Here is an 18,544-nt window from a genome sequence, read left to right as displayed (position 1 = left end):
TCTGGCCCGCCGTCGCCCTGATGAACCGCCTGAGCTTCGGCATGAAGTTCAGCCTGATCAGCGTGTTGTTTCTTGTGCCCATGCTGGCGACCAACTTCTTTCTGGTGCGCGATTCCTACCGCGAATTCCAGTGCACCCAGGTGGAGCTGCAAAGCCTCGACCTGCTGGGCAGCAGTCTGGCCCTGCGCCGGGATCTGGAAACCCTGAATAATCTGGTGCAGATCAACGCCAGCCTGGGGCAGTCCGGCAAGGCCGGCGACGTGGAGGCAAAGATCGGCACCCTTGAGCAGCAAGTCCTGGCACGCCTGCAAGGTATGACGGCCATGGCTGTGGAGCCTGAACAGGTCAGCGCCTTCGACGCCAAGCGCGACGAGATAATTGCCGCGTTCAAGGCCCAGCAGGCCGAAAGCTCCCTGCAAAGCAAAAGTGCACTGATCGGCAAGCTGCTCAACAGCGCCCAGATGTTCAACCAGATCATTGCCAGTCAGGCCGGGTTGAGTCGTGACAACCAGAGCGACATCCGTCAGCTCAGCGAGCTGATTGTCGGCACCACCCCAAAAGTCACTCAACTGCTGGGTGAGGGCCGTGCGTTGGGCGCGTCTTCATTGGGACAGGGGTTCCTCAATTCGGCGGCGAGCACCCGCTTCGAAGAGTTGCTCGCGCAGATCGAAAAACTCCAGGGCGAATACGAGCTGAAACTGCAAGACGCCCTGGGGTCGAGCAAAGCCGCTGGGCAAGCCCTGGCCGAGCAGGCGGATGGCAGTAAGAGCACCCTCAAGAAAGCTTCGGAACTGATCGAAGAACAAGTGGTGATGGCCGACACCCTGGATGCGCCATGGCCGGCGTTCTTTGAACAGGTCAGTGGCCTGATGGAGCGTACCTACCGGCTGAACGACGCGACCCAGGCCTTTCTTGGCGTGCAGTTGCAACATCGCCTGGAGCAGAACCGCAGCCACATGGTGTTGCAAGCCGTGGCCCTGGCGGCGGTATTCCTGCTGATTTTTTACCTGTATGCCGGTTTCTACGCCTCGACCCGCACCACCCTCCAGCACTTGGGCCAGATGATGGACAAGGTGGCGGCGGGGGACATGACGGTGAATTTCGTCGCCCGTAGCAAGGACGAGCTGGGGGAGTTGGGTGAGGTGTTCAACGGCACGGTGGCGAAGATCCATGACCTGATCGAACAGGTCGGTCGCACGGTCGCCGAAGTCGAGCGTCAGGCCGGCCAGGTGGAAACGGTATCGGCCCGCAGCAACCAGGCGGTTGCCGGGCAGCGCAGCCAGATCGAACTGGTGGCCACCGCAATGAACCAGATGTCAGCCACCGCCCAGGAAGTGGCCCGCAGCGCCGCCGCAGCGGTCAGCAGCGCCCACAGTGTGAATGACGAGACCCTCAGCGGGCGTGGCTTGGTGGAATCCCAGCAGGGCAGCATCGCTCGCCTGGCCAGCGAGATCGACCAGTCGGTGCAGGTCATCAATCAGCTGGCAACTGACAGCCAGGCGATCAGCCGCGTGCTGGACGTGATCAAGAGCATCGCCGAGCAGACCAACCTGCTGGCCCTCAACGCCGCTATCGAAGCCGCCCGCGCCGGCGAGCAAGGGCGCGGCTTTGCGGTGGTGGCCGATGAGGTCCGGACCCTGGCCAAGCGGACCCAGCAATCGACCGAAGAAATCGAAGCGATGATCAGCCGCCTGCACGGCGGAGTAGGCGCAGCCGTCAAGGCGATGGGCAGCAGCCATGAGATGGCCAGCGGCACGGTCGGCCAGTCGGAGAAGGTCCAGCAGGCCTTGGAAAATATCCTCGGTGCGGTCGGCATGATCGTCGACCAGAACCAGCAGATCGCCGCAGCAGTGGAGCAACAGACGGCCGTGGCCCACGACATCGACCAGAACATCGTCGAAATCAACCGCGCCGGCGAACGCACCGCCGAAGGCGCGCACCAGACCGAGGATGCCAGCCGCGAACTGTCAGCCCAGGTGGTGCAGCTCAAGCAGTTGATCAATGCGTTTCGGGTTTAGCCAATAAAAGCCGCACCACCGCCTCCCTTGTGGGAGCGAGCCTGCTCGCGATAGCGGTCTGTCAGACACCATTGCGTTGCCTGATACACCGCATCGCGAGCAGGCTCGCTCCCACAGGGAAACGCGGTTACCACCCAAACAATTGGCGTGCGTTCTGAGTGCTGGCTTCGGCCAGCCGCTCAGGACTGATCGACATAATCTGCGCCAACGCCGCGCAAATGGCCGGCAGATGCGCCGGGCTGTTGCGCTGGCCGGGGAACATCGCCGGGGCCATGTCCGGCGAGTCGGTTTCCAGCACTACCGCCTCCAGCGGCAGTTGCGCCAGAACCCGGTGCATGCGCAGGGCCTGGGGCCAAGTGGCGGCACCGCCGAGGCCGAGCTTGAAACCCAGCTTGATGTATTCGCGGGCCTCCTCGAGGCTGCCGGCGAAGGCATGGATGATCCCCGCGCGCTTGAGGCCGATGCGCTTGAGTGTCGCGATGACGGCGGCATGGCTGCGGCGCACGTGGATCAGCGCCGGCAGCTCGAACTCCGCCGCCAGTTGCAGTTGGGCCTCGAACAACGCCTGCTGGCGCTCACGGTCCAGGGTCTGGACGTAATAATCCAGGCCGATTTCCCCTACTGCGCACAACTGCCGATGCCCGGTCACGCGGGCCAGCCAGTCACGCAAATGCGTCAGGTCCTCGGGTTGATGCTGCTCCAGGTACACCGGGTGCAGGCCCAACGCGGCGTGCAGCTGCGGGTCGCTTTGTACCAGATCCCAGACCCGTTGCCAGTTGTCCCGATAGACCCCCAGCACCACCATCTCGCGGACTCCCAGCGCACGACTCTCGGCCAGCAGGGCCGGGCGGTCCGCATCGAAATCGGGAAAGTCCAGATGGGTGTGGGTGTCGATCAGCTCCATGGGTCAGCCTTGGTGAATGCGCTGCTTGAAAGTCCGCGCAATGGCCTGCACGCCCGGCTGGTAGTCATCGTTTTCGATGGCAGCCAGCGCAAGCTGCAGAGCCTTGTCAGCGATCAACTGATGCTGCTGGGACATGGCGTTGACCGGCAGCGGCAAAAAATCCAGCAGTTGCGTATCACCAAACGTGCCCAGGCGCAGCGGGCGCGACTTGAGCGGGAAGTCGTGCAGCGCGTCGAACACCCCTTGCAGCAGCACGTAGGAGGTGGTGATCAGCGCATCCGGCAAATGGCCCAGGCGCGTGAGCATTTCTTCCATCAATTGCCGACCGCATTCACGGCTGAACGATTCGCCGTGCTCGATCAGCACCTGGCCCTCGAACCCGGCCAACGCGTCGCGAAAGCCTGCGGTCCGCTCCTGGCTGATGCTCAGTTCGGGGCGGGCGCTGATCAGGGCGATCTGCCGGGGCTTGGTCTCCAGCAGGCTGCGGGTCAATTGGAGGCTGGCCTGGCGGTCATCGCTGATCACCGAGCAGAAATGCGCCGGCTCCATGACCCGGTCGATGGCGATGATCGGAATGCCCTTGGCCTGCAATTGCTGGTAGCTGTCGTCACCGGCCGGCAGGCAACTGGCGACGATCAGCGCATCGCAGCGTCGGGCACGGAATAGTTGCAGCAGTTGCCGTTCGCTGTCGGGCGCATCGTCGGAGCTGGCGATCAGCAACTGATAACCCCTGGCTCGGGCGCCTTGCTCCAGCAGCTTGGCGATGCGCGCATAACTGGGGTTCTCCAGATCCGGCAGGATGAAGCCCAAGGTGCGCGTGTGTCGACTGCGCAGCCCGGCGGCCTGGGGATTGGGCGTGAAGCCGTGCTCCTCGACCACCGCCCGCACCCGTTCGACGGTGGCGCTGCTGATGCGTTGCTGTTCGGCCTTGCCGTTGATGACGTAGCTGGCCGTGGTCACGGACACACCGGCGAGCTGGGCGATATCACTGAGTTTCAACCCGGTTTTCCTTGTTTTTTCGAGTTTGCCCGACAATAAGGGCCATCCTACCCGATTCAAGATGACGGTCACCGCCCTGACACTGGCGACAAGTTGCACTTCAACGACAAGAGATTATCGAGTAACGTGCCAATCCTTCTAGATTAAACGTTTCAGCAAGCGTATTTTCAAGGCTGTCAGGATTTTTGGCCGTGCTGCCGCGATAGCGCCAAAAACCGTTCTGCGACGCTAAGCTGATTCCATTCAAAACAATACCTGGCGCCGACCGGACGCCAAAAAGGAGAAAGCATGCTCGAGCTCACTCTAGAGCAGATATCCATGGCGCAGACCGCCGTGGATAAAGACGCAGCGCTGCAACTGCTCGCTGACCGACTGGTGGCCGATGGTCTGGTCGCCGAGGGTTACCTCGCCGGCTTGCAGGCTCGCGAAGCCCAGGGCTCGACCTTTCTTGGGCAAGGGATTGCCATTCCCCACGGTACTCCGCAGACCCGCGACCTGGTGCACGCCACCGGCGTGCGCCTGCTGCAATTCCCCGAAGGTGTGGACTGGGGCGATGGGCAGATTGTCTACCTGGCCATCGGCATCGCGGCCAAGTCCGACGAACACCTGCGCCTGCTGCAACTGCTGACTCGCGCCCTCGGCGAGACCGACCTGGGCCAGGCCCTGCGGCGCGCCGGTTCTCCCGAGGCGCTGTTGAAACTGCTGCAAGGGGCGCCGCAGGAGCTGGCTCTGGATGCGCAGATGATCGGTCTTGGTGTGTCGGCCGATGATTTTGAAGAACTGGTCTGGCGTGGCGCCCGGTTGCTGCGCCAGGCCGACTGCGTGAGCAATGGTTTTGCCGGGGTCTTGCAGCAGGTCGAGGCGCTGCCCCTGGGCGACGGCCTGTGGTGGCTGCACAGCGAGCAGACTGTCAAGCGTCCGGGCCTGGCGTTCGTCACGCCGGACAAGCCCATCCGTTACCTCGGCCAACCCTTGAGCGGGCTGTTCTGCCTCGCCAGCCTGGGCGAGGCCCACCAGGCATTGCTGGAAAGGCTCTGTGCGCTGCTGATCGAGGGCCGCGGCCATGAACTGGGCCAAGCCACCAGCAGCCGCAAGGTGTTGGAAGTGCTCGGCGGTGAACTGCCCGCCGACTGGCCCAGCGCCCGCATCGGTCTGGCCAATGCCCACGGTTTGCATGCACGCCCGGCGAAGATCCTGGCGCAACTGGCGAAGAGCTTCGACGGCGAGATCCGCGTACGCATCGTCGACGGCCAGGACAGCGCCGTGTCGGTCAAGAGCCTGAGCAAGTTGCTGAGCCTGGGCGCCCGTCGCGGACAAGTCCTGGAATTCATCGCCGAACCGAGCATTGCCGCCGACGCACTGCCGGCGTTGCTGGCGGCCATCGAGGAAGGCTTGGGCGAAGAAGTCGAGCCGCTGCCGCCACCGACTGCGCCACAGGAAACCGTCGTAGCGGACGTCGCGACGGTCGTGCTGGCGCCCGAATCCGGCAGCCTGATCCAGGCGGTGCCTGCGGCTCCAGGCATCGCCATCGGCCCGGCTCACGTCCAGGTCCTGCAAGCCATCGACTATCCGCTGCGCGGCGAGTCGGCAGCCATTGAGCGTGAGCGTCTGCAAAAAGCGCTGAACCAGGTGCGCCGTGATATCGAAGGGCTGATCGAGCGCGCCAAGGCCAAGGCCATCCGTGAGATTTTCATCACCCACCAGGAAATGCTCGACGACCCGGAGCTGACCGACGAAGTCGACACCCGCCTGAAACTGGGTGAGAGCGCGCAAGCCGCCTGGATGGGCGTGATCGAGGCCGCCGCGAAGGAACAGGAAGCCTTGCAGGACGCCCTGCTCGCCGAACGTGCCGCCGACCTGCGGGACGTCGGTCGGCGGGTGCTGGCGCAGTTGTGCGGTGTGCAAACCCCGAACGAACCGGAGCAACCGTACATCCTGGTGATGGACGAAGTCGGTCCGTCCGATGTGGCGCGCCTGGACCCGACCCGCGTGGCAGGGATTCTCACTGCCCGTGGGGGCGCCACCGCCCACAGTGCGATTGTTGCCCGGGCCCTGGGCATTCCAGCGCTGGTCGGCGCCGGTGCTTCGGTCTTGCTGCTGGCGCCGGGCACTTCGCTGCTGCTCGACGGCCAGCGCGGTCGCCTGCACGTGGACCCGGACGCCGCCACCCTGCAACGGGCCGCGCAAGAACGCGATACCCGCGAGCGGCGCCTAAAGGTGGCCGCCGAACAGCGCCATCAACCGGCCGTGACCGGCGACGGTCACGCCGTGGAAGTATTCGCCAACATCGGTGAAAGTGCCGGCGTCATCAGCGCGGTGGAGCAGGGCGCCGAGGGTATCGGCCTGTTGCGCACCGAGCTGATTTTCATGGCCCACAACCAGGCGCCGGACGAAGCGACCCAGGAGGCCGAGTACCGCAAGGTCCTCGATGGCCTGGCCGGGCGGCCGCTGGTGGTGCGCACCCTGGACGTGGGCGGCGACAAACCGCTGCCGTACTGGCCGATCGCGAAGGAGGAAAACCCGTTCCTGGGCGTGCGTGGCATTCGCTTGACCTTGCAGCGCCCGCAGATCATGGAAACGCAGCTGCGCGCTCTGTTGCGCTCGGCGGACAACCGTCCGTTGCGGATCATGTTCCCCATGGTCGGCAGCGTCGATGAGTGGCGCCAGGCCCGGGACATGACCGAGCGCCTGCGCCGGGAAAACCCCGTGGCGGACCTGCAACTGGGGATCATGATCGAAGTGCCGTCCGCCGCCTTGCTGGCGCCGGTGCTTGCCAAGGAAGTGGACTTCTTCAGCGTCGGCACCAACGACCTGACCCAATACACCCTGGCCATCGACCGGGGGCATCCGACCCTGTCGGCCCAGGCCGATGGCTTGCACCCGGCAGTGCTGCAACTGATCGACATCACCGTGCGGGCCGCCCATGCCCATGGCAAGTGGGTCGGGGTCTGCGGCGAGCTGGCGGCCGATCCGTTGGCGGTGCCGGTGCTGGTGGGCCTGGGCGTGGACGAGCTGAGTGTCTCGGCCCGCAGCATTGCCGAGGTCAAGGCGCGGGTTCGTGAACTGAAACTCGCCCAGGTCCAGACCCTGGCCCAGTCGGCGTTGGCCGTGGGTAGCGCCGATGACGTGCGCGCATTAGTGGAGGCGCTGTAATGGCGAAGATTCTCACCCTGACCCTCAACCCGGCGCTCGACCTCACGGTAGAGCTGGCGCGCCTGGAGCCGGGGCAGGTCAACCGCAGCGATGCGATGCACAGCCACGCCGCCGGCAAGGGCGTGAACGTGGCCCAGGTACTGGCTGATCTGGGCCACACCTTGACGGTCAGCGGTTTTCTCGGCGAGGACAACGCCCAGCCGTTCGAGACGCTGTTTGCCCAGCGCGGTTTTGTCGACGGGTTTGTCCGTGTGCCGGGCGAAACCCGCAGCAACGTCAAGCTCGCCGAACAGGACGGGCGCATCACCGACCTCAACGGGCCTGGCCCGGTGGTGGACGACGCCGCGCAACAGGCGTTGCTGGAGCGACTGGAACACATCGCTCCTGGCCACGACGCGGTGGTGGTCGCCGGCAGCCTGCCCCGCGGCGTCAGCCCGCAATGGCTGCAGGCGTTGATCACGCGCTTGAAAGCACTCGGTTTGAATGTGGCCCTGGACACCAGTGGCGAGGCCTTGCGCGTTGCGTTGGCCGCCGGGCCATGGCTGATCAAGCCGAACACCGAGGAACTGGCCGATGCGCTGGGGTGTGAAGTGGTCAGCGAGCAGGCCCAGGCCGAAGCGGCGCAGCGCCTGCACGCCCAAGGCATCGAACATATTGTGATTTCCCACGGCGCCGAGGGTGTGAACTGGTTCAGCGTCGGTTCGGCGTTGCATGCGTCGCCGCCCAAGGTCAGCGTTGCCAGCACCGTCGGCGCCGGGGATTCACTGCTGGCCGGCATGCTGCATGGCCTGCTCGGCGCGCACACCCCGGAGCAGACCCTGCGCAGCGCCACGGCCATCGCGGCGATGGCGGTCACGCAGATCGGTTTTGGCATCCACGACACCGCGTTGCTGGCGTCGCTTGAACAGGGCGTGCGCGTGCGCCCCCTGACAGAACAATAAGAGGGTTCGCAAGAATGAAATTAGCCATTGTGACGGCCTGCCCGAACGGCATGGTCACCAGTGTGTTGTGCGCCCGCCTGCTGGACGCAGCAGCCCAGCGCCAGGGTTGGAGCACCAGCGTCGAAGTGCATGATGCGGCCCATCCGGAACGCCAGTTGTCGGCGGCCACCCTGGAGGCGGCCGAGTGGGTGTTGCTGGTGACCAGCGGCCCGTTGGACCTGTCGCGGTTCGTCGGCAAGCGAGTGTTTCGCAGCACCCCGGCTCAGGCCCTGCAAGACGTCGATTCGCTGCTGCGCCGTGGTGCTGAAGAGGCCAGCGTGCTTCGCGAATCGGACGTGCTCGAACAGGCACCGGCGTCCTCGGTCTCGACCGAGCGCGCCCCGCGCCTGGTCGCCATCACCGCCTGCCCGACTGGCGTCGCCCATACCTTCATGGCCGCCGAAGCCTTGCAACAGGCGGCGACGCGGCTGGGCTACGACCTGCAAGTGGAAACCCAAGGCTCGGTGGGTGCGCGCAACCCGTTGAGCGCCGAAGCCATCGCCGAGGCCGACGTGGTGCTGCTCGCCACGGACATCGAAGTGGCGACCGAGCGTTTCGCTGGCAAGAAAATCTACCGCTGCGGCACCGGCATCGCCCTGAAACAGGCCGAGGCCACGCTGAACAAAGCCCTGACCGAAGGCCGCCAGGAAAGCGTAGCGAGCGGTTCGGCCAGCCCGGCCAAGTCGGAGAAGACCGGGGTCTACAAGCACCTGCTGACCGGCGTGTCGTTCATGCTGCCGATGGTGGTGGCCGGTGGGTTGCTGATTGCGTTGTCGTTCGTCTTCGGCATTACCGCGTTCAAGGAACCCGGCACGCTGGCGGCGGCGCTGATGCAGATCGGTGGCGACACGGCGTTCAAGCTGATGGTGCCGCTGCTGGCCGGCTACATCGCCTATTCCATCGCCGACCGTCCCGGCCTGGCGCCGGGGATGATCGGTGGATTGCTGGCAAGCACCCTGGGCGCCGGTTTCATCGGCGGGATCATCGCCGGTTTCCTCGCCGGTTACGCGGCTTTGGCGATCAACCGTTATGCGCGCCTGCCCCAGAGCCTGGAGGCATTGAAGCCGATCCTGATCATCCCGCTGCTGGCGAGTCTGTTCACCGGCCTGGTGATGATCTACATCGTCGGCAAACCGGTAGCCGGCATGCTGGAAGGCCTCACGCATTTCCTCGACAGCATGGGCACCACCAACGCCATTCTGCTGGGTGTGCTGCTCGGGGCGATGATGTGCGTCGATCTTGGCGGGCCGATCAACAAGGCCGCCTATGCGTTCTCGGTGGGTCTGCTCGCATCGCAAAGCTATGCGCCGATGGCCGCGACCATGGCCGCCGGAATGGTGCCGCCGATTGGCCTGGGCATCGCCACCTTCATCGCCCGGCGCAAGTTCGCCCAGACCGAGCGCGAGGCCGGCAAGGCGGCGCTGGTGTTGGGGCTGTGCTTCATCTCCGAAGGTGCGATCCCATTCGCCGCCAAGGATCCGCTGCGGGTGATCCCGGCCAGTATCGCCGGCGGTGCGTTGACCGGTGCGCTATCGATGTACTTCGGCTGCAAACTCATGGCCCCCCACGGCGGGCTGTTCGTCATGCTGATCCCCAACGCCATCAACCATGCGCTGTTGTACCTGCTGGCAATCGTTGCGGGGAGCCTGGTGACCGGCGTGGCGTATGCGCTGCTCAAGCGGCCGGAAGCGGTGGAGATGGCGTTGGAGCCGGCGAAGGCCTGACCCGTTTTTTGAAGCAATGAAGTCCCCCTGTGGGAGCGAGCTTGCTCGCGATAGCGGTGTATCAGTCGACAACTTGGTTGCCTGACACTCCGCCATCGCGAGCAAGCTCGCTCCCACATTGGTTTTGGGGCGGGCATAAATCCCTGTCACACCCACTTCACAGAGCCATGCTTAAGTTTTCCCATTTTCAAGGGAGAACACCATGAGCGAATTCGACCGGGACCGGCGTCGTGTGATACAGGCCGTGGGCGCAGGTTTGTTGTTGCCGGGGCTGGCGCCGGCGGTGATCGCTTCGGTCAAGGACCGTCCGCTGCTCACCGACGGTGTGCAATCCGGCGACTTGCAAGGCGACCGGGCGATGATCTGGAGCCGCAGCGACCGTCCGGCGCGGATGGTGGTGGAGTGGGACACCCGCAGTCACTTTCGCAATCCACGGCGTGTGGTCTCGCCGCTGGCCGACAGTCGCAGCGATTTCACCGCTCGGGTCGAGCTGACCGGGTTGCCCCGTGACCAGGCGATTTTCTATCGGGTACGGTTCGAAGACGCCCAGAGCGGTGTCGCCAGTGAACCCTGGTTCGGTCACCTGCGCAGCGTGCCGCAGTTCAAGCGCAACATCCGTTTTGTCTGGAGCGGTGACACGGTCGGCCAGGGCTTTGGCATCAACCCGGACATCGGCGGCATGCGCATCTACGAAGCCATGCGCCTGCGCCTGCCGGATTTCTTTATCCACAGCGGTGACACCATCTACGCCGACGGCCCGGTGCCGGCGCAGATCACCACCGAGGGCGGGCGCGTCTGGCGCAACCTCACCACGCAAGCCAAGAGCAAGGTCGCCGAGACGCTGGACGAGTATCGCGGCAACTACCGCTACAACCTGATGGACGAGAACGTACGGCGCTTCAACGCCGAGGTGCCGCAGATCTGGCAGTGGGACGACCATGAAGTGGTGAACAACTGGTCGCCGGGCAAGCAGTTGGACGAGCGCTACCAGACCAAGGATATCCACAGCCTCGTCGGACGTGCGCGTCAGGCCTGGCTGGAGTACGCGCCGATGCGCCTGCAAAAGGCCGACGGCGGCGGGCGGATCTACCGCAAGCTCGGTTACGGGCCGATGCTGGATGTGTTCGTGCTCGATATGCGCAGCTACCGTGAAGCCAACGACGCCAACCTGGGCGCGGCCAAGCCTTTCCTGGGGCGTGAACAGTTGAACTGGCTCAAGCGCGAATTGAAGCAGTCCCGGGCTCAATGGAAAGTCATCGCCGCCGACATGCCCATCGGCCTCGGCGTGCCCGATGGTGAAGTCAGCCCCGGCGTGCCGCGCTGGGAAGCGGTCGCCAACGGTGACCCGGGCCAGGCCCAGGGCCGTGAAGTGGAAATCGCCGAGTTGCTGGGCTTCCTGCGCAAGCATCAAGTGCGCAACTACGTCTGGTTCACCGCTGATGTGCACTATTGCGCCGCCCACCACTACCATCCCGAACAAGCCGCGTTCCAGGATTTCGAACCGTTCTGGGAGTTCGTCGCCGGGCCGTTGAACGCCGGCAGTTTCGGCCCCAACGCCCTGGACAAAACCTTCGGCCCCGAGGTGGTGTTCCAGAAAGCACCACCGGCCCAGAACACCTCGCCGTTTGCCGGGTATCAGTTCTTTGGCGAGGTGAACATCGACGGGGCTAGCGGGGAGATGAGCGTGGTGTTGCGTGATCTGGAGGGGGTGGCGGTGTTTGAGAAGAAATTGCAGCCGGTTTGACTGTGTTTCATTTCCTGTGGGAGCAAGTTCTGTGGGAGCGAGCTTGCTCGCGATGGCGGTGTGTCAGTTAACACTGCACTAGCTGACGATCCGCTATCGCGAGCAAGCTCGCTCCCACAGGGGACGGTGTGTTCTTGAGTCGGGGGGCTCAGTAAACGTCTCGCCGATACCGCCCTTGTTCGATCAGATGCTGAACTTCCTCGGCCCCAAGGATTTCAGTAAGCGCCTGGTCCACCCCCGAAGCCATGCCTTGCAGGCTGCCGCAGATGTAGATCACCGCGCCGTCGGCCAGCCATTGCTTGAGCAGCGGGGCGGATTGGCGCAGGCGGTCCTGGACGTAGATTTTCTGTTGCTGGTCTCGGGAGAAGGCCAGGTCCAGGCGCTCCAGGTCGCCTGAAGCCACCCATTCCTCCAACTCGTCGCGGCAGTGGAAATCATGCTCGCGCTGGCGTTCACCAAAGATCAGCCAGTTGCGCTGCATGCCTTCGGCAACGCGGGCCTTGAGCAGGCTGCGCAGGCCGGCCAGGCCGGTGCCGTTGCCCAGCAGGATCATCGGCACGCCTTTGGCCGGCAGGTGGAAACCGCTGTTGCGCCGCAGCCGCAGGCTGATGGCGCTGCCCAGCGGCGCGTGTTCGGTGAGCCAGCCGGAGCCGATGCCCAGGTTGCCATCGGCGTGACGCTCCTGGCGCACCAGCAATTCCAGCACGCCGTCGGCCGGGATCGAGGCGATGGAGTATTCGCGCATCGCCAGCGGTGCCAGTGCATCCACCAGCGCCTGGGCGTGCAGGCCGACCAGATGAGCGCGATTTTCCGGCAACTGGCGGGTGGCCAGGGCCTGCTCGAGGCTCAGCGACAAGCCGTCGACCTGCACCCGGGCCTGGCCGGCGATGCCCAGGCCATCGAGGAAATGTTCGATGGCCCAGGGATCGTTGCGTGGCAGGATCTCGACCAGGTCACCGGCCAGCCAACTGCTCGGGCCGGGCGCGGTGAGGCCCAGCAGGTATACGCCCGAGCCGCTGCTGTCGGGGTTGAGCAGGCTGCGTTGGGTCAACGTCCAGTTCTCGAAACTCGGCGCCTGCCAGGTGTCCGCGGGCGTCTGGCCGGTCAGTTCCGCCAATTGCTGTTGCCAATGACGCAGGGCGTAGGGGTCGCCGCTGTCGACTTCCACCGGGGCGAACAAGGTCTTGCCGCCGTGCTCCGCCAGCCACGTGTGCAAGCGTCGGGCAAAGCCGCAGAAATTTTCGTACTGGCGGTCGCCCAGGCCCAGCACCGAATACTGCAGACGCTCCAGGCTCAAGGCCCGGCCCAGTACCTTGCGCTCGAATCCCCGGGCGCTGTCCGGCCCCTCGCCGTCGCCGAAGGTGCTGACCACGAACAAGGCATGGGTGGCGTTGCTCAGGTCCCGGTCGTTGACGTTCGCCAGCGGCTGGACGTTTACCGGCAACCCGGCGGCCTGGAGCTGGCCGGCGGTCTGCCAGGCCAGTTGCTCGGCGAAACCGCTCTGGCTGGCAAAGCCGATCAACCACGCCGGGGCATTGCCGGGGTTGCCTGCGAGTGCCCGGCGGGCTTGGCTGGCCTGGCGCTTCTTGCGTCGGCGATCCAGGTACAACAACCAACCGGTGATGAAGAACAACGGCATGGTCAGCGCGGCCAGGGTCACCAGGATCCGTCCGGCCAGGCCGAAATAGCTGCCGACGTGCAGCGCATAGATGCTGGTGAGCAGTTGCGCCTTGAGGCTCTTGTCGCTGTAGCGGCTATGACGGCTGACGGCCCCGGTGGTCGGGTCGAGCATGAGCTGGTTCAAGGCCCGGTCGTGGGGAGAGTTTTTCAGCATGTAGAACACGGTCGCCGGTTGCCCGGCCACCGGTGGCATGCGCACGTTATAGCTGGACAGGTCGGGGCCGGCAGCGCTGTAGATGCTGCTCCACATGGCGCGGTAGTCGGCCACGGGTGGCGGGCCGCTCGGTGCCGGGCCACGGTTGCGTACCCGTTCTTCCTTGGGCGAATCGGAGAGCAGCTGGCTGACGGCTTTGTTGTACCAATCGTAGGACCAGGTCAACCCGGTCAGCGCCGCCAGCAGATAGAACAGCAGGCACCAGGTGCCGGCCACCGAATGCAGGTCCCAATTGAAACTGCGGCCTTTTTTCCTCCAGTCGAGGGTCAGCCAGGCGCGCCAGCTTCGCCATCGGCGCGGCCAGCGCAGGTACAGGCCGGACAGGCAGAAAAACACCAGGATCAGTGTGCAGGCCCCGGTGATCTGCCGGCCTACGTCATCCAGGGTCAGGACCCGGTGCAGCCGCAGCAGCAGGCCGAAGAAATCCTGGCCCACCACATCGCCGAGGAACTGCGCGTTGTAGGGATTGAAATAGCGCATCGGGCCGCGCTTTTCCCCGGGCGGCGCGGTGAAAATTACCCGGGCGGCGTTGCCGCTGTCGGTCTCGACCCAGAGCATGGAAACGGTTTTACCGGACGCGGCCTCGATCTGTTCCACCAGCTCGGCAGGCGGCAGGACGCCGGCCGGTTGTTTCTCGACCGTCAGCACCTGCGGATTCAGCGCCCGCAGGATCTCGTCCTGGAACGACACCGCCGCCCCGGTAATGCCCATCAACGCCAGGACCAGCCCGGCACTGATGCCGAAAAACCAGTGCAACTGGAACAGGGTTTTCTTCAACACGTCGCCCGCCTTGTTCAATCAATACTGTTCATCACGGCGCGCATTATGCCGTGTGTTATCGAGAAGCATTCATAAACACACAATAAAGCCCCGCTCATGGGGATGAGCGGGGCTTTATTGCGTTATCTGTCGTGGCAACCGTGGCGAGGGAGCTTGCTCCCGCTGGGCTGCGCAGCAGCCCCTTGGAGGACTCAGCCGCTCAGCCCGAAATACCGCAGCGCCGAATCTCAGGGCTGCTTCGCACCCCAGCGGGAGCAAGCTCCCTCGCCACAGGTTTCACCTTGTTCCTGAACTAAACAGTTTCATCAGGCCCCAGCCCAGGTGTTGCGCCTGAATCATGGCTCCAATCAGAAATGGAAATTGGTACTCAACAACGCCGTGCGCCCTGCCGCCTGGTTGGCGAAGTGCGTCGAGAAGGCTTTGTCGTAGTAGGTTTCGTCGGTCAGGTTCTGCACGTTGAGTTGCAGATCCAGGTTTTTGCTGACCTTGTAGTTGGCCATGGCGTCGTAGCGCACGTAGGAGTCGACCATCGTGGTATTTGCCACGCTGCCGAATACGTCGTCCACATAGAACGCGCCGCCGCCAATGGTCAGTTTCGGCGTGATCGCGTAAGTGGTCCAGACGCTGGCGCTGTTCTTCGGCGTGTTCGGCAGTTCATTGCCGTCGGTGACGCTCAGCGGGCCGCCATCGACCTGTTCGCTGTCCAGGTAGCTGTAGCCGGCGAACACTTGCCACTTCTCGGTGATCTTGCCGCTGGCCGACAGTTCGAGGCCGTCGACCCGGGTGGTACCGGCGTTCTCATAGGTGGTGGCGTCGACCTGGACGCGCGCGTTCTCCTTCTCGGTGCGGAAGATCGCCGCAGTCAGCGAGAGACGGTCGTTGAGCAGGTCCCACTTGGTGCCGATTTCGTAGTTCTTGGTAGTTTCCGGCTCCATGTCGCTCTTGAGCAGGTTGCCGTTGCGATCCGGGGTGCCGCCCAGCGGGTTGCCTTCAGTGCCTTCGCCGACCATGTTGCCCGGCGGTGTCGCCGAGGTGGCGTAGGAGGCGTAGATGCTGCCGTTGTCTGCCGGTTTCCAGACCAGGCCAAACTGGCCGGTGATGAATTCGCTGGTGTCGTCGCCCTTGGATGTGGTGGTGCCGGCGGCGTTATAGGTCTTGTACTTCGTGTCGAAGTGGTCGTAGCGCAGGCCCATGTTCACCAGCCACTGTGGCGACAGTTCCAGGGTATCGAACGCATAGAGCGCACGGGTGACGCTGGTGGTTTCGGTGCCGGCGTAATTGCGCGCGATGCGGCCATTCCACGGATCGTTCGGGTTCGGGTTCGCCAGCGAGGTGCAGTTGTAGCCGCTCGACGCGCCGATCATCGATGGCCGGCAGTTAGTGTTCGCCGCAGTGGTGGCGGGCACGGTGTCGGTGTTGACGGTGTAGGAGGATTTTTCACCGGTCTCGCGGCTCAACTCGATGCCGGTGGAGAAACTGTTCTTGAACCCGGCGACATAGAAATCACCGAACAGATCGGTCTGGTTGGTGGTGGTGTCGACGTTGCTGACCCGGCTGTTCGCCCGGCGCCATACGCTGCCGTTGTTGACGTTGCCCTTGCTGTCGTCGGGCTGGGTCAGGATGTAGTCCTGGGAAGTCGAGCCGTGGCGCAGGGTGTTCTTGACCGTCAGCGCATCGCTCAAGTCGTGCTCGATGGCGAAGGTGGCGGTGTCGGCGCGGGTCTTGCGGAAGTCGCGGTCGCTCAGGCCGTAGAAATTGCTGCTGTCGCCGCCGTCGTCGGGTTTGTCCGGGTTGGACTTGGTGCGGTTGGTCGACAGACCGGAGGCCGGCATGCTGTAGGGAATGCCGGAGTCCGGCAGGTCGTTGCTTTCCAGGTGGTAGTAGTCGAGGTTGACGCGGGTGTCGGTGCCCAGGCCGAAGGCCAGCGACGGCGCGATGCCCCAGCGGTCGTAGTCGACCTTGTCGCGGCCGGCGACGTTGCTTTCATGGCTCATCAGGTTCAGGCGCCCGGCGGCGCTGTCGCTGAACTGATAGTTGCCATCGAGGGTGTAGCGCTGGGTCTGGTCCGAACCCCAGGTGAAACCGCCGTCGAAGGAATCGCCCAGGTGCGCTTTCTTGCTGACCAGGTTGATGGTGCCGCCGGCTGCGCCGCGACCGCCGACCGCCGAGTTCGGGCCCTTGCTGACCTCGATGGATTCCACGGCGAAAATCTCGCGGCTTTGCGAGCCGGTGTCGCGCACGCCATCTAGGTAGGTGTCGCCCTGGGCGTCGAAACCGCGAATGAACGGGCGATCGCCTTGAGGATTGCCACCTTCACCGGCGCCGAAGGTGATGCCGGGCACGGTGCGCAGGGCGTCCTGCATGTTGAGCGCGCCGGTGTCCTTGAGCACTTGCTGAGGGATCACCGTCACCGAGCGTGGCGTGTCCACCAGCGGCGCGGTGTATTTAGGGGAAGAGGCTTTTTCCACCTGGTAGGACGTGGTGTCCTGGGCTTCGCCGGTGATGCTGGTGGCATCCAGGGCAATGGCGTTGCGCGAGGCCTTTTCGTCGGTCGGTTGGGCCGCCTGGGCCATCTGGGCCGCCGTCGTTGCGCTGAGCGCGACGCCGATGGCGGAGGCCAGCAAACGAGGCGTGCTGACCGGTAATTGTAGTGCTTGCCGCGACATGAAAATTCCCCTCCCCAAGGTTTCGAGGCCGCGGAATATAGGGTAAACAGGTCTTTGTATCAATTGCGAAACATTGCTATTTGAGACGAATTTACATTCTTTACAATTGACCTTTCCGGTTTTGAATCAGTGGGGCGTCATGGGGGTTGTGCACAGTCAATAAGAATCACTACCATTGGCGCCCTTTTTATCCACAGGTGCGAATGCCAATGTTGCTGCATATTCCCGGCGTGTTTTCTCCTGAAGAAGTGCAGCGGATCCGCGAGGCGCTGGAGCAGGCCGAATGGGCGGACGGCAAGGCCACCGCCGGTTACCAGTCAGCCAAGGCCAAGCACAACCTGCAACTGCCCGAGGGGCATGCCCTGGCGAAAGAAATCGGCGCGGCGATGCTTGAGCGACTGTGGAAAAATCCGTTGTTCATGTCGGCGGCGCTGCCGCACAAGGTGTACCCGCCGCTGGTGAACTGCTACACGGCCGGTGGCAGCTTCGATTTCCATATCGACAACGCCGTGCGCCAGCCAAAGGGCAGCGCCGAACGAGTGCGCACGGACCTTTCGGCCACGCTGTTCTTCAGCGATCCGCAGGATTACGACGGCGGTGAACTGGAGATCCAGGACACCTACGGCACCCAGCGAGTCAAGTTGCCGGCCGGCGACATGGTGCTGTACCCGGGGACCAGCCTGCACAAGGTCAATGCCGTCACCCGCGGGGCGCGCTACGCCTCGTTTTTCTGGACCCAGAGCCTGGTGCGCGAAGACAGCCAGCGGGCGCTGCTGTTCGAGATGGACGGAGCGATCCAACAATTGACCCGTGACATGCCGGATCATCCTTCGCTGATTCGCCTCACCGGCACTTATCACAACCTGTTGCGCCGCTGGGTCGAGGTCTGAGTGACGAATTTTCGCCTGCGCCGGCAAGAACTGCTCGACGGTGACGGCCTCAAGGCCATGCTCGATGAAAGCCCGGCTCGGGCCGCCCAGGCGATCCTGATCGGTGCTCGCGAAGGTGTGCTGCAAGCCCAGGCATGGCTGGGGCAGATCCTGCTCGACGGCCACGGCATCGAGCAGGACCCGCCGCTGGCCGTGCGCTGGTTCGCCATTGCCGCCGGGCGCGGGCACCTGATGGCGCGCAACATGCTGGGGCGTTGCCATGAACACGGTTGGGGTTGCACCGCCGATGCCGCGCGTGCCGCCGAACATTATCGCCTGGCCGCCGAAGCCGGCCTGGACTGGGCGATGTACAACTACGCCAACCTGCTGGCAACCGGACGCGGCGTACCTGAAGATCAGCCGCAAGCGTTGCGCCTGTATCGCCGCGCCGCGGAATTGGGCCATGCCAAGTCGATGAACCTGCTGGGTCGCTACCTGGAGGAGGGGCGTTATTGTCCGGCCGATCCCCAGGCTGCCGTGCAGTGGTATCGACGTTCGGCCGAAGGTGGCGATTTTCGCGGGCAGTTCAGTTATGGCTGCGTGCGGCTGGCCGCCGGAGAGGCCGAGGAAGGTATGGTCTGGTTGCGTCGGGCGCTGGAGGGCGGCAACCTCAATTTTCTGCACGCCGCGACGCAGGCATTGCAAGGCGCCGGGTCGCCTGAGCTGGAGCCGTTGATCGAGGCTTACAAGGCTCGCCTCGCCCAAATGCAGGGCACATGAAAAAGCCCGTGACATCGGTCACGGGCTTTTGCG

11 protein-coding genes and 1 pseudogene are annotated in these 18,544 nt (G+C 64.2%); 8 read left to right on the top strand and 4 right to left on the bottom strand.

What is annotated here, in order from left to right; translation table 11 throughout:
• Nucleotides 1-20: 20 nt before the first annotated feature.
• Nucleotides 21-1,160 (top strand): annotated as a pseudogene (locus ACLEJR_RS14910) (HAMP domain-containing protein); the annotation flags it as partial.
• 144 nt (nt 1,161-1,304) lie between these two features.
• Nucleotides 1,305-2,018 (top strand): methyl-accepting chemotaxis protein, encoded by a 714-nt coding sequence (locus ACLEJR_RS14905; protein ID WP_440814877.1) that lies wholly within the window; start codon nt 1,305-1,307, stop codon nt 2,016-2,018.
• Nucleotides 2,019-2,145: 127 nt separating this feature from the next.
• Here the strand turns inward: ACLEJR_RS14905 and ACLEJR_RS14900 are convergent, their stop codons facing one another.
• A complete protein-coding gene (locus ACLEJR_RS14900) occupies nt 2,146-2,922 on the bottom strand; it encodes a TatD family hydrolase (RefSeq protein WP_440814805.1) in 777 nt (258 codons plus the stop codon).
• 3 nt (nt 2,923-2,925) lie between these two features.
• Nucleotides 2,926-3,921 carry a catabolite repressor/activator gene (gene cra / locus ACLEJR_RS14895; protein WP_440793695.1) on the bottom strand — a complete coding sequence of 332 codons (996 nt, stop codon included), beginning with the start codon at nt 3,919-3,921 and terminating at the stop codon, nt 2,926-2,928.
• 288 nt (nt 3,922-4,209) lie between these two features.
• Here cra and ptsP point away from each other — a divergent pair, with 288 nt between their 5' ends.
• The 4 genes from ptsP to ACLEJR_RS14875 all read left to right on the top strand — a co-directional run bounded on the left by ptsP (nt 4,210) and on the right by ACLEJR_RS14875 (nt 11,522).
• Nucleotides 4,210-7,074, top strand: a complete 2,865-nt coding sequence (ptsP, locus tag ACLEJR_RS14890) for a phosphoenolpyruvate--protein phosphotransferase (RefSeq protein ID WP_440814803.1) — start codon at nt 4,210-4,212, stop codon at nt 7,072-7,074.
• Nucleotides 7,074-8,015, top strand: a complete 942-nt coding sequence (pfkB, locus tag ACLEJR_RS14885; RefSeq protein WP_440814801.1) for a 1-phosphofructokinase — start codon at nt 7,074-7,076, stop codon at nt 8,013-8,015. The genes ptsP and pfkB overlap by 1 nt, the downstream gene beginning before the upstream one ends.
• Nucleotides 8,016-8,029: 14 nt before the next feature.
• Nucleotides 8,030-9,778 (top strand): PTS fructose-like transporter subunit IIB, encoded by a 1,749-nt coding sequence (locus ACLEJR_RS14880; protein ID WP_440814800.1) that lies wholly within the window; start codon nt 8,030-8,032, stop codon nt 9,776-9,778.
• A 202-nt stretch (nt 9,779-9,980) separates the two neighbouring features.
• Nucleotides 9,981-11,522 (top strand): alkaline phosphatase D family protein, encoded by a 1,542-nt coding sequence (locus ACLEJR_RS14875; RefSeq protein WP_440814798.1) that lies wholly within the window; start codon nt 9,981-9,983, stop codon nt 11,520-11,522.
• Between the two features lie 148 nt (nt 11,523-11,670).
• On the opposite strand, the gene ACLEJR_RS14870 is transcribed toward ACLEJR_RS14875, so the two are convergent.
• Both ACLEJR_RS14870 and ACLEJR_RS14865 read right to left on the bottom strand, forming a co-directional pair.
• Nucleotides 11,671-14,196 carry a PepSY domain-containing protein gene (locus tag ACLEJR_RS14870; protein ID WP_440814797.1) on the bottom strand — a complete coding sequence of 842 codons (2,526 nt, stop codon included), beginning with the start codon at nt 14,194-14,196 and terminating at the stop codon, nt 11,671-11,673.
• Between the two features lie 347 nt (nt 14,197-14,543).
• The gene (locus ACLEJR_RS14865; RefSeq protein WP_440814795.1) at nt 14,544-16,862 is read right to left on the bottom strand and encodes a TonB-dependent receptor; all 2,319 of its coding nucleotides are present in this window, start codon (nt 16,860-16,862) and stop codon (nt 14,544-14,546) included.
• A 209-nt stretch (nt 16,863-17,071) separates the two neighbouring features.
• Between ACLEJR_RS14865 and ACLEJR_RS14860 the strand changes: the two genes are divergently transcribed.
• The gene (locus ACLEJR_RS14860) at nt 17,072-17,752 is read left to right on the top strand and encodes a Fe2+-dependent dioxygenase (RefSeq protein ID WP_440814794.1); all 681 of its coding nucleotides are present in this window, start codon (nt 17,072-17,074) and stop codon (nt 17,750-17,752) included.
• Between the two features lie 57 nt (nt 17,753-17,809).
• A complete protein-coding gene (locus ACLEJR_RS14855; RefSeq protein WP_440814875.1) occupies nt 17,810-18,511 on the top strand; it encodes a tetratricopeptide repeat protein in 702 nt (233 codons plus the stop codon).
• Nucleotides 18,512-18,544: the final 33 nt, after the last annotated feature.

The organism is Pseudomonas sp. SMN5 (assembly GCF_052041925.1).
Taxonomy (GTDB): domain Bacteria; phylum Pseudomonadota; class Gammaproteobacteria; order Pseudomonadales; family Pseudomonadaceae; genus Aquipseudomonas.
Note: the sequence above shows the minus strand (reverse complement) of the source record. Positions and strands in the feature narration are given on the sequence as shown.

Bases quoted from the DNA above. Each gene is read 5' to 3' on its own strand.
- ACLEJR_RS14880 (WP_440814800.1), top strand. From the start codon at position 8,030: ATGAAATTAGCCATTGTGACGGCCTGCCCGAACGGCATGGTCACCAGT.
- ACLEJR_RS14875 (WP_440814798.1), top strand. From the start codon at position 9,981: ATGAGCGAATTCGACCGGGACCGGCGTCGTGTGATACAGGCCGTGGGC.
- ACLEJR_RS14860 (WP_440814794.1), top strand. From the start codon at position 17,072: ATGTTGCTGCATATTCCCGGCGTGTTTTCTCCTGAAGAAGTGCAGCGG.
- ptsP (WP_440814803.1), top strand. From the start codon at position 4,210: ATGCTCGAGCTCACTCTAGAGCAGATATCCATGGCGCAGACCGCCGTG.
- ACLEJR_RS14905 (WP_440814877.1), top strand. From the start codon at position 1,305: ATGAACCAGATGTCAGCCACCGCCCAGGAAGTGGCCCGCAGCGCCGCC.
- ACLEJR_RS14900 (WP_440814805.1), bottom strand. From the start codon at position 2,922: ATGGAGCTGATCGACACCCACACCCATCTGGACTTTCCCGATTTCGAT.
- ACLEJR_RS14855 (WP_440814875.1), top strand. From the start codon at position 17,810: ATGCTCGATGAAAGCCCGGCTCGGGCCGCCCAGGCGATCCTGATCGGT.
- ACLEJR_RS14865 (WP_440814795.1), bottom strand. From the start codon at position 16,862: ATGTCGCGGCAAGCACTACAATTACCGGTCAGCACGCCTCGTTTGCTG.
- pfkB (WP_440814801.1), top strand. From the start codon at position 7,074: ATGGCGAAGATTCTCACCCTGACCCTCAACCCGGCGCTCGACCTCACG.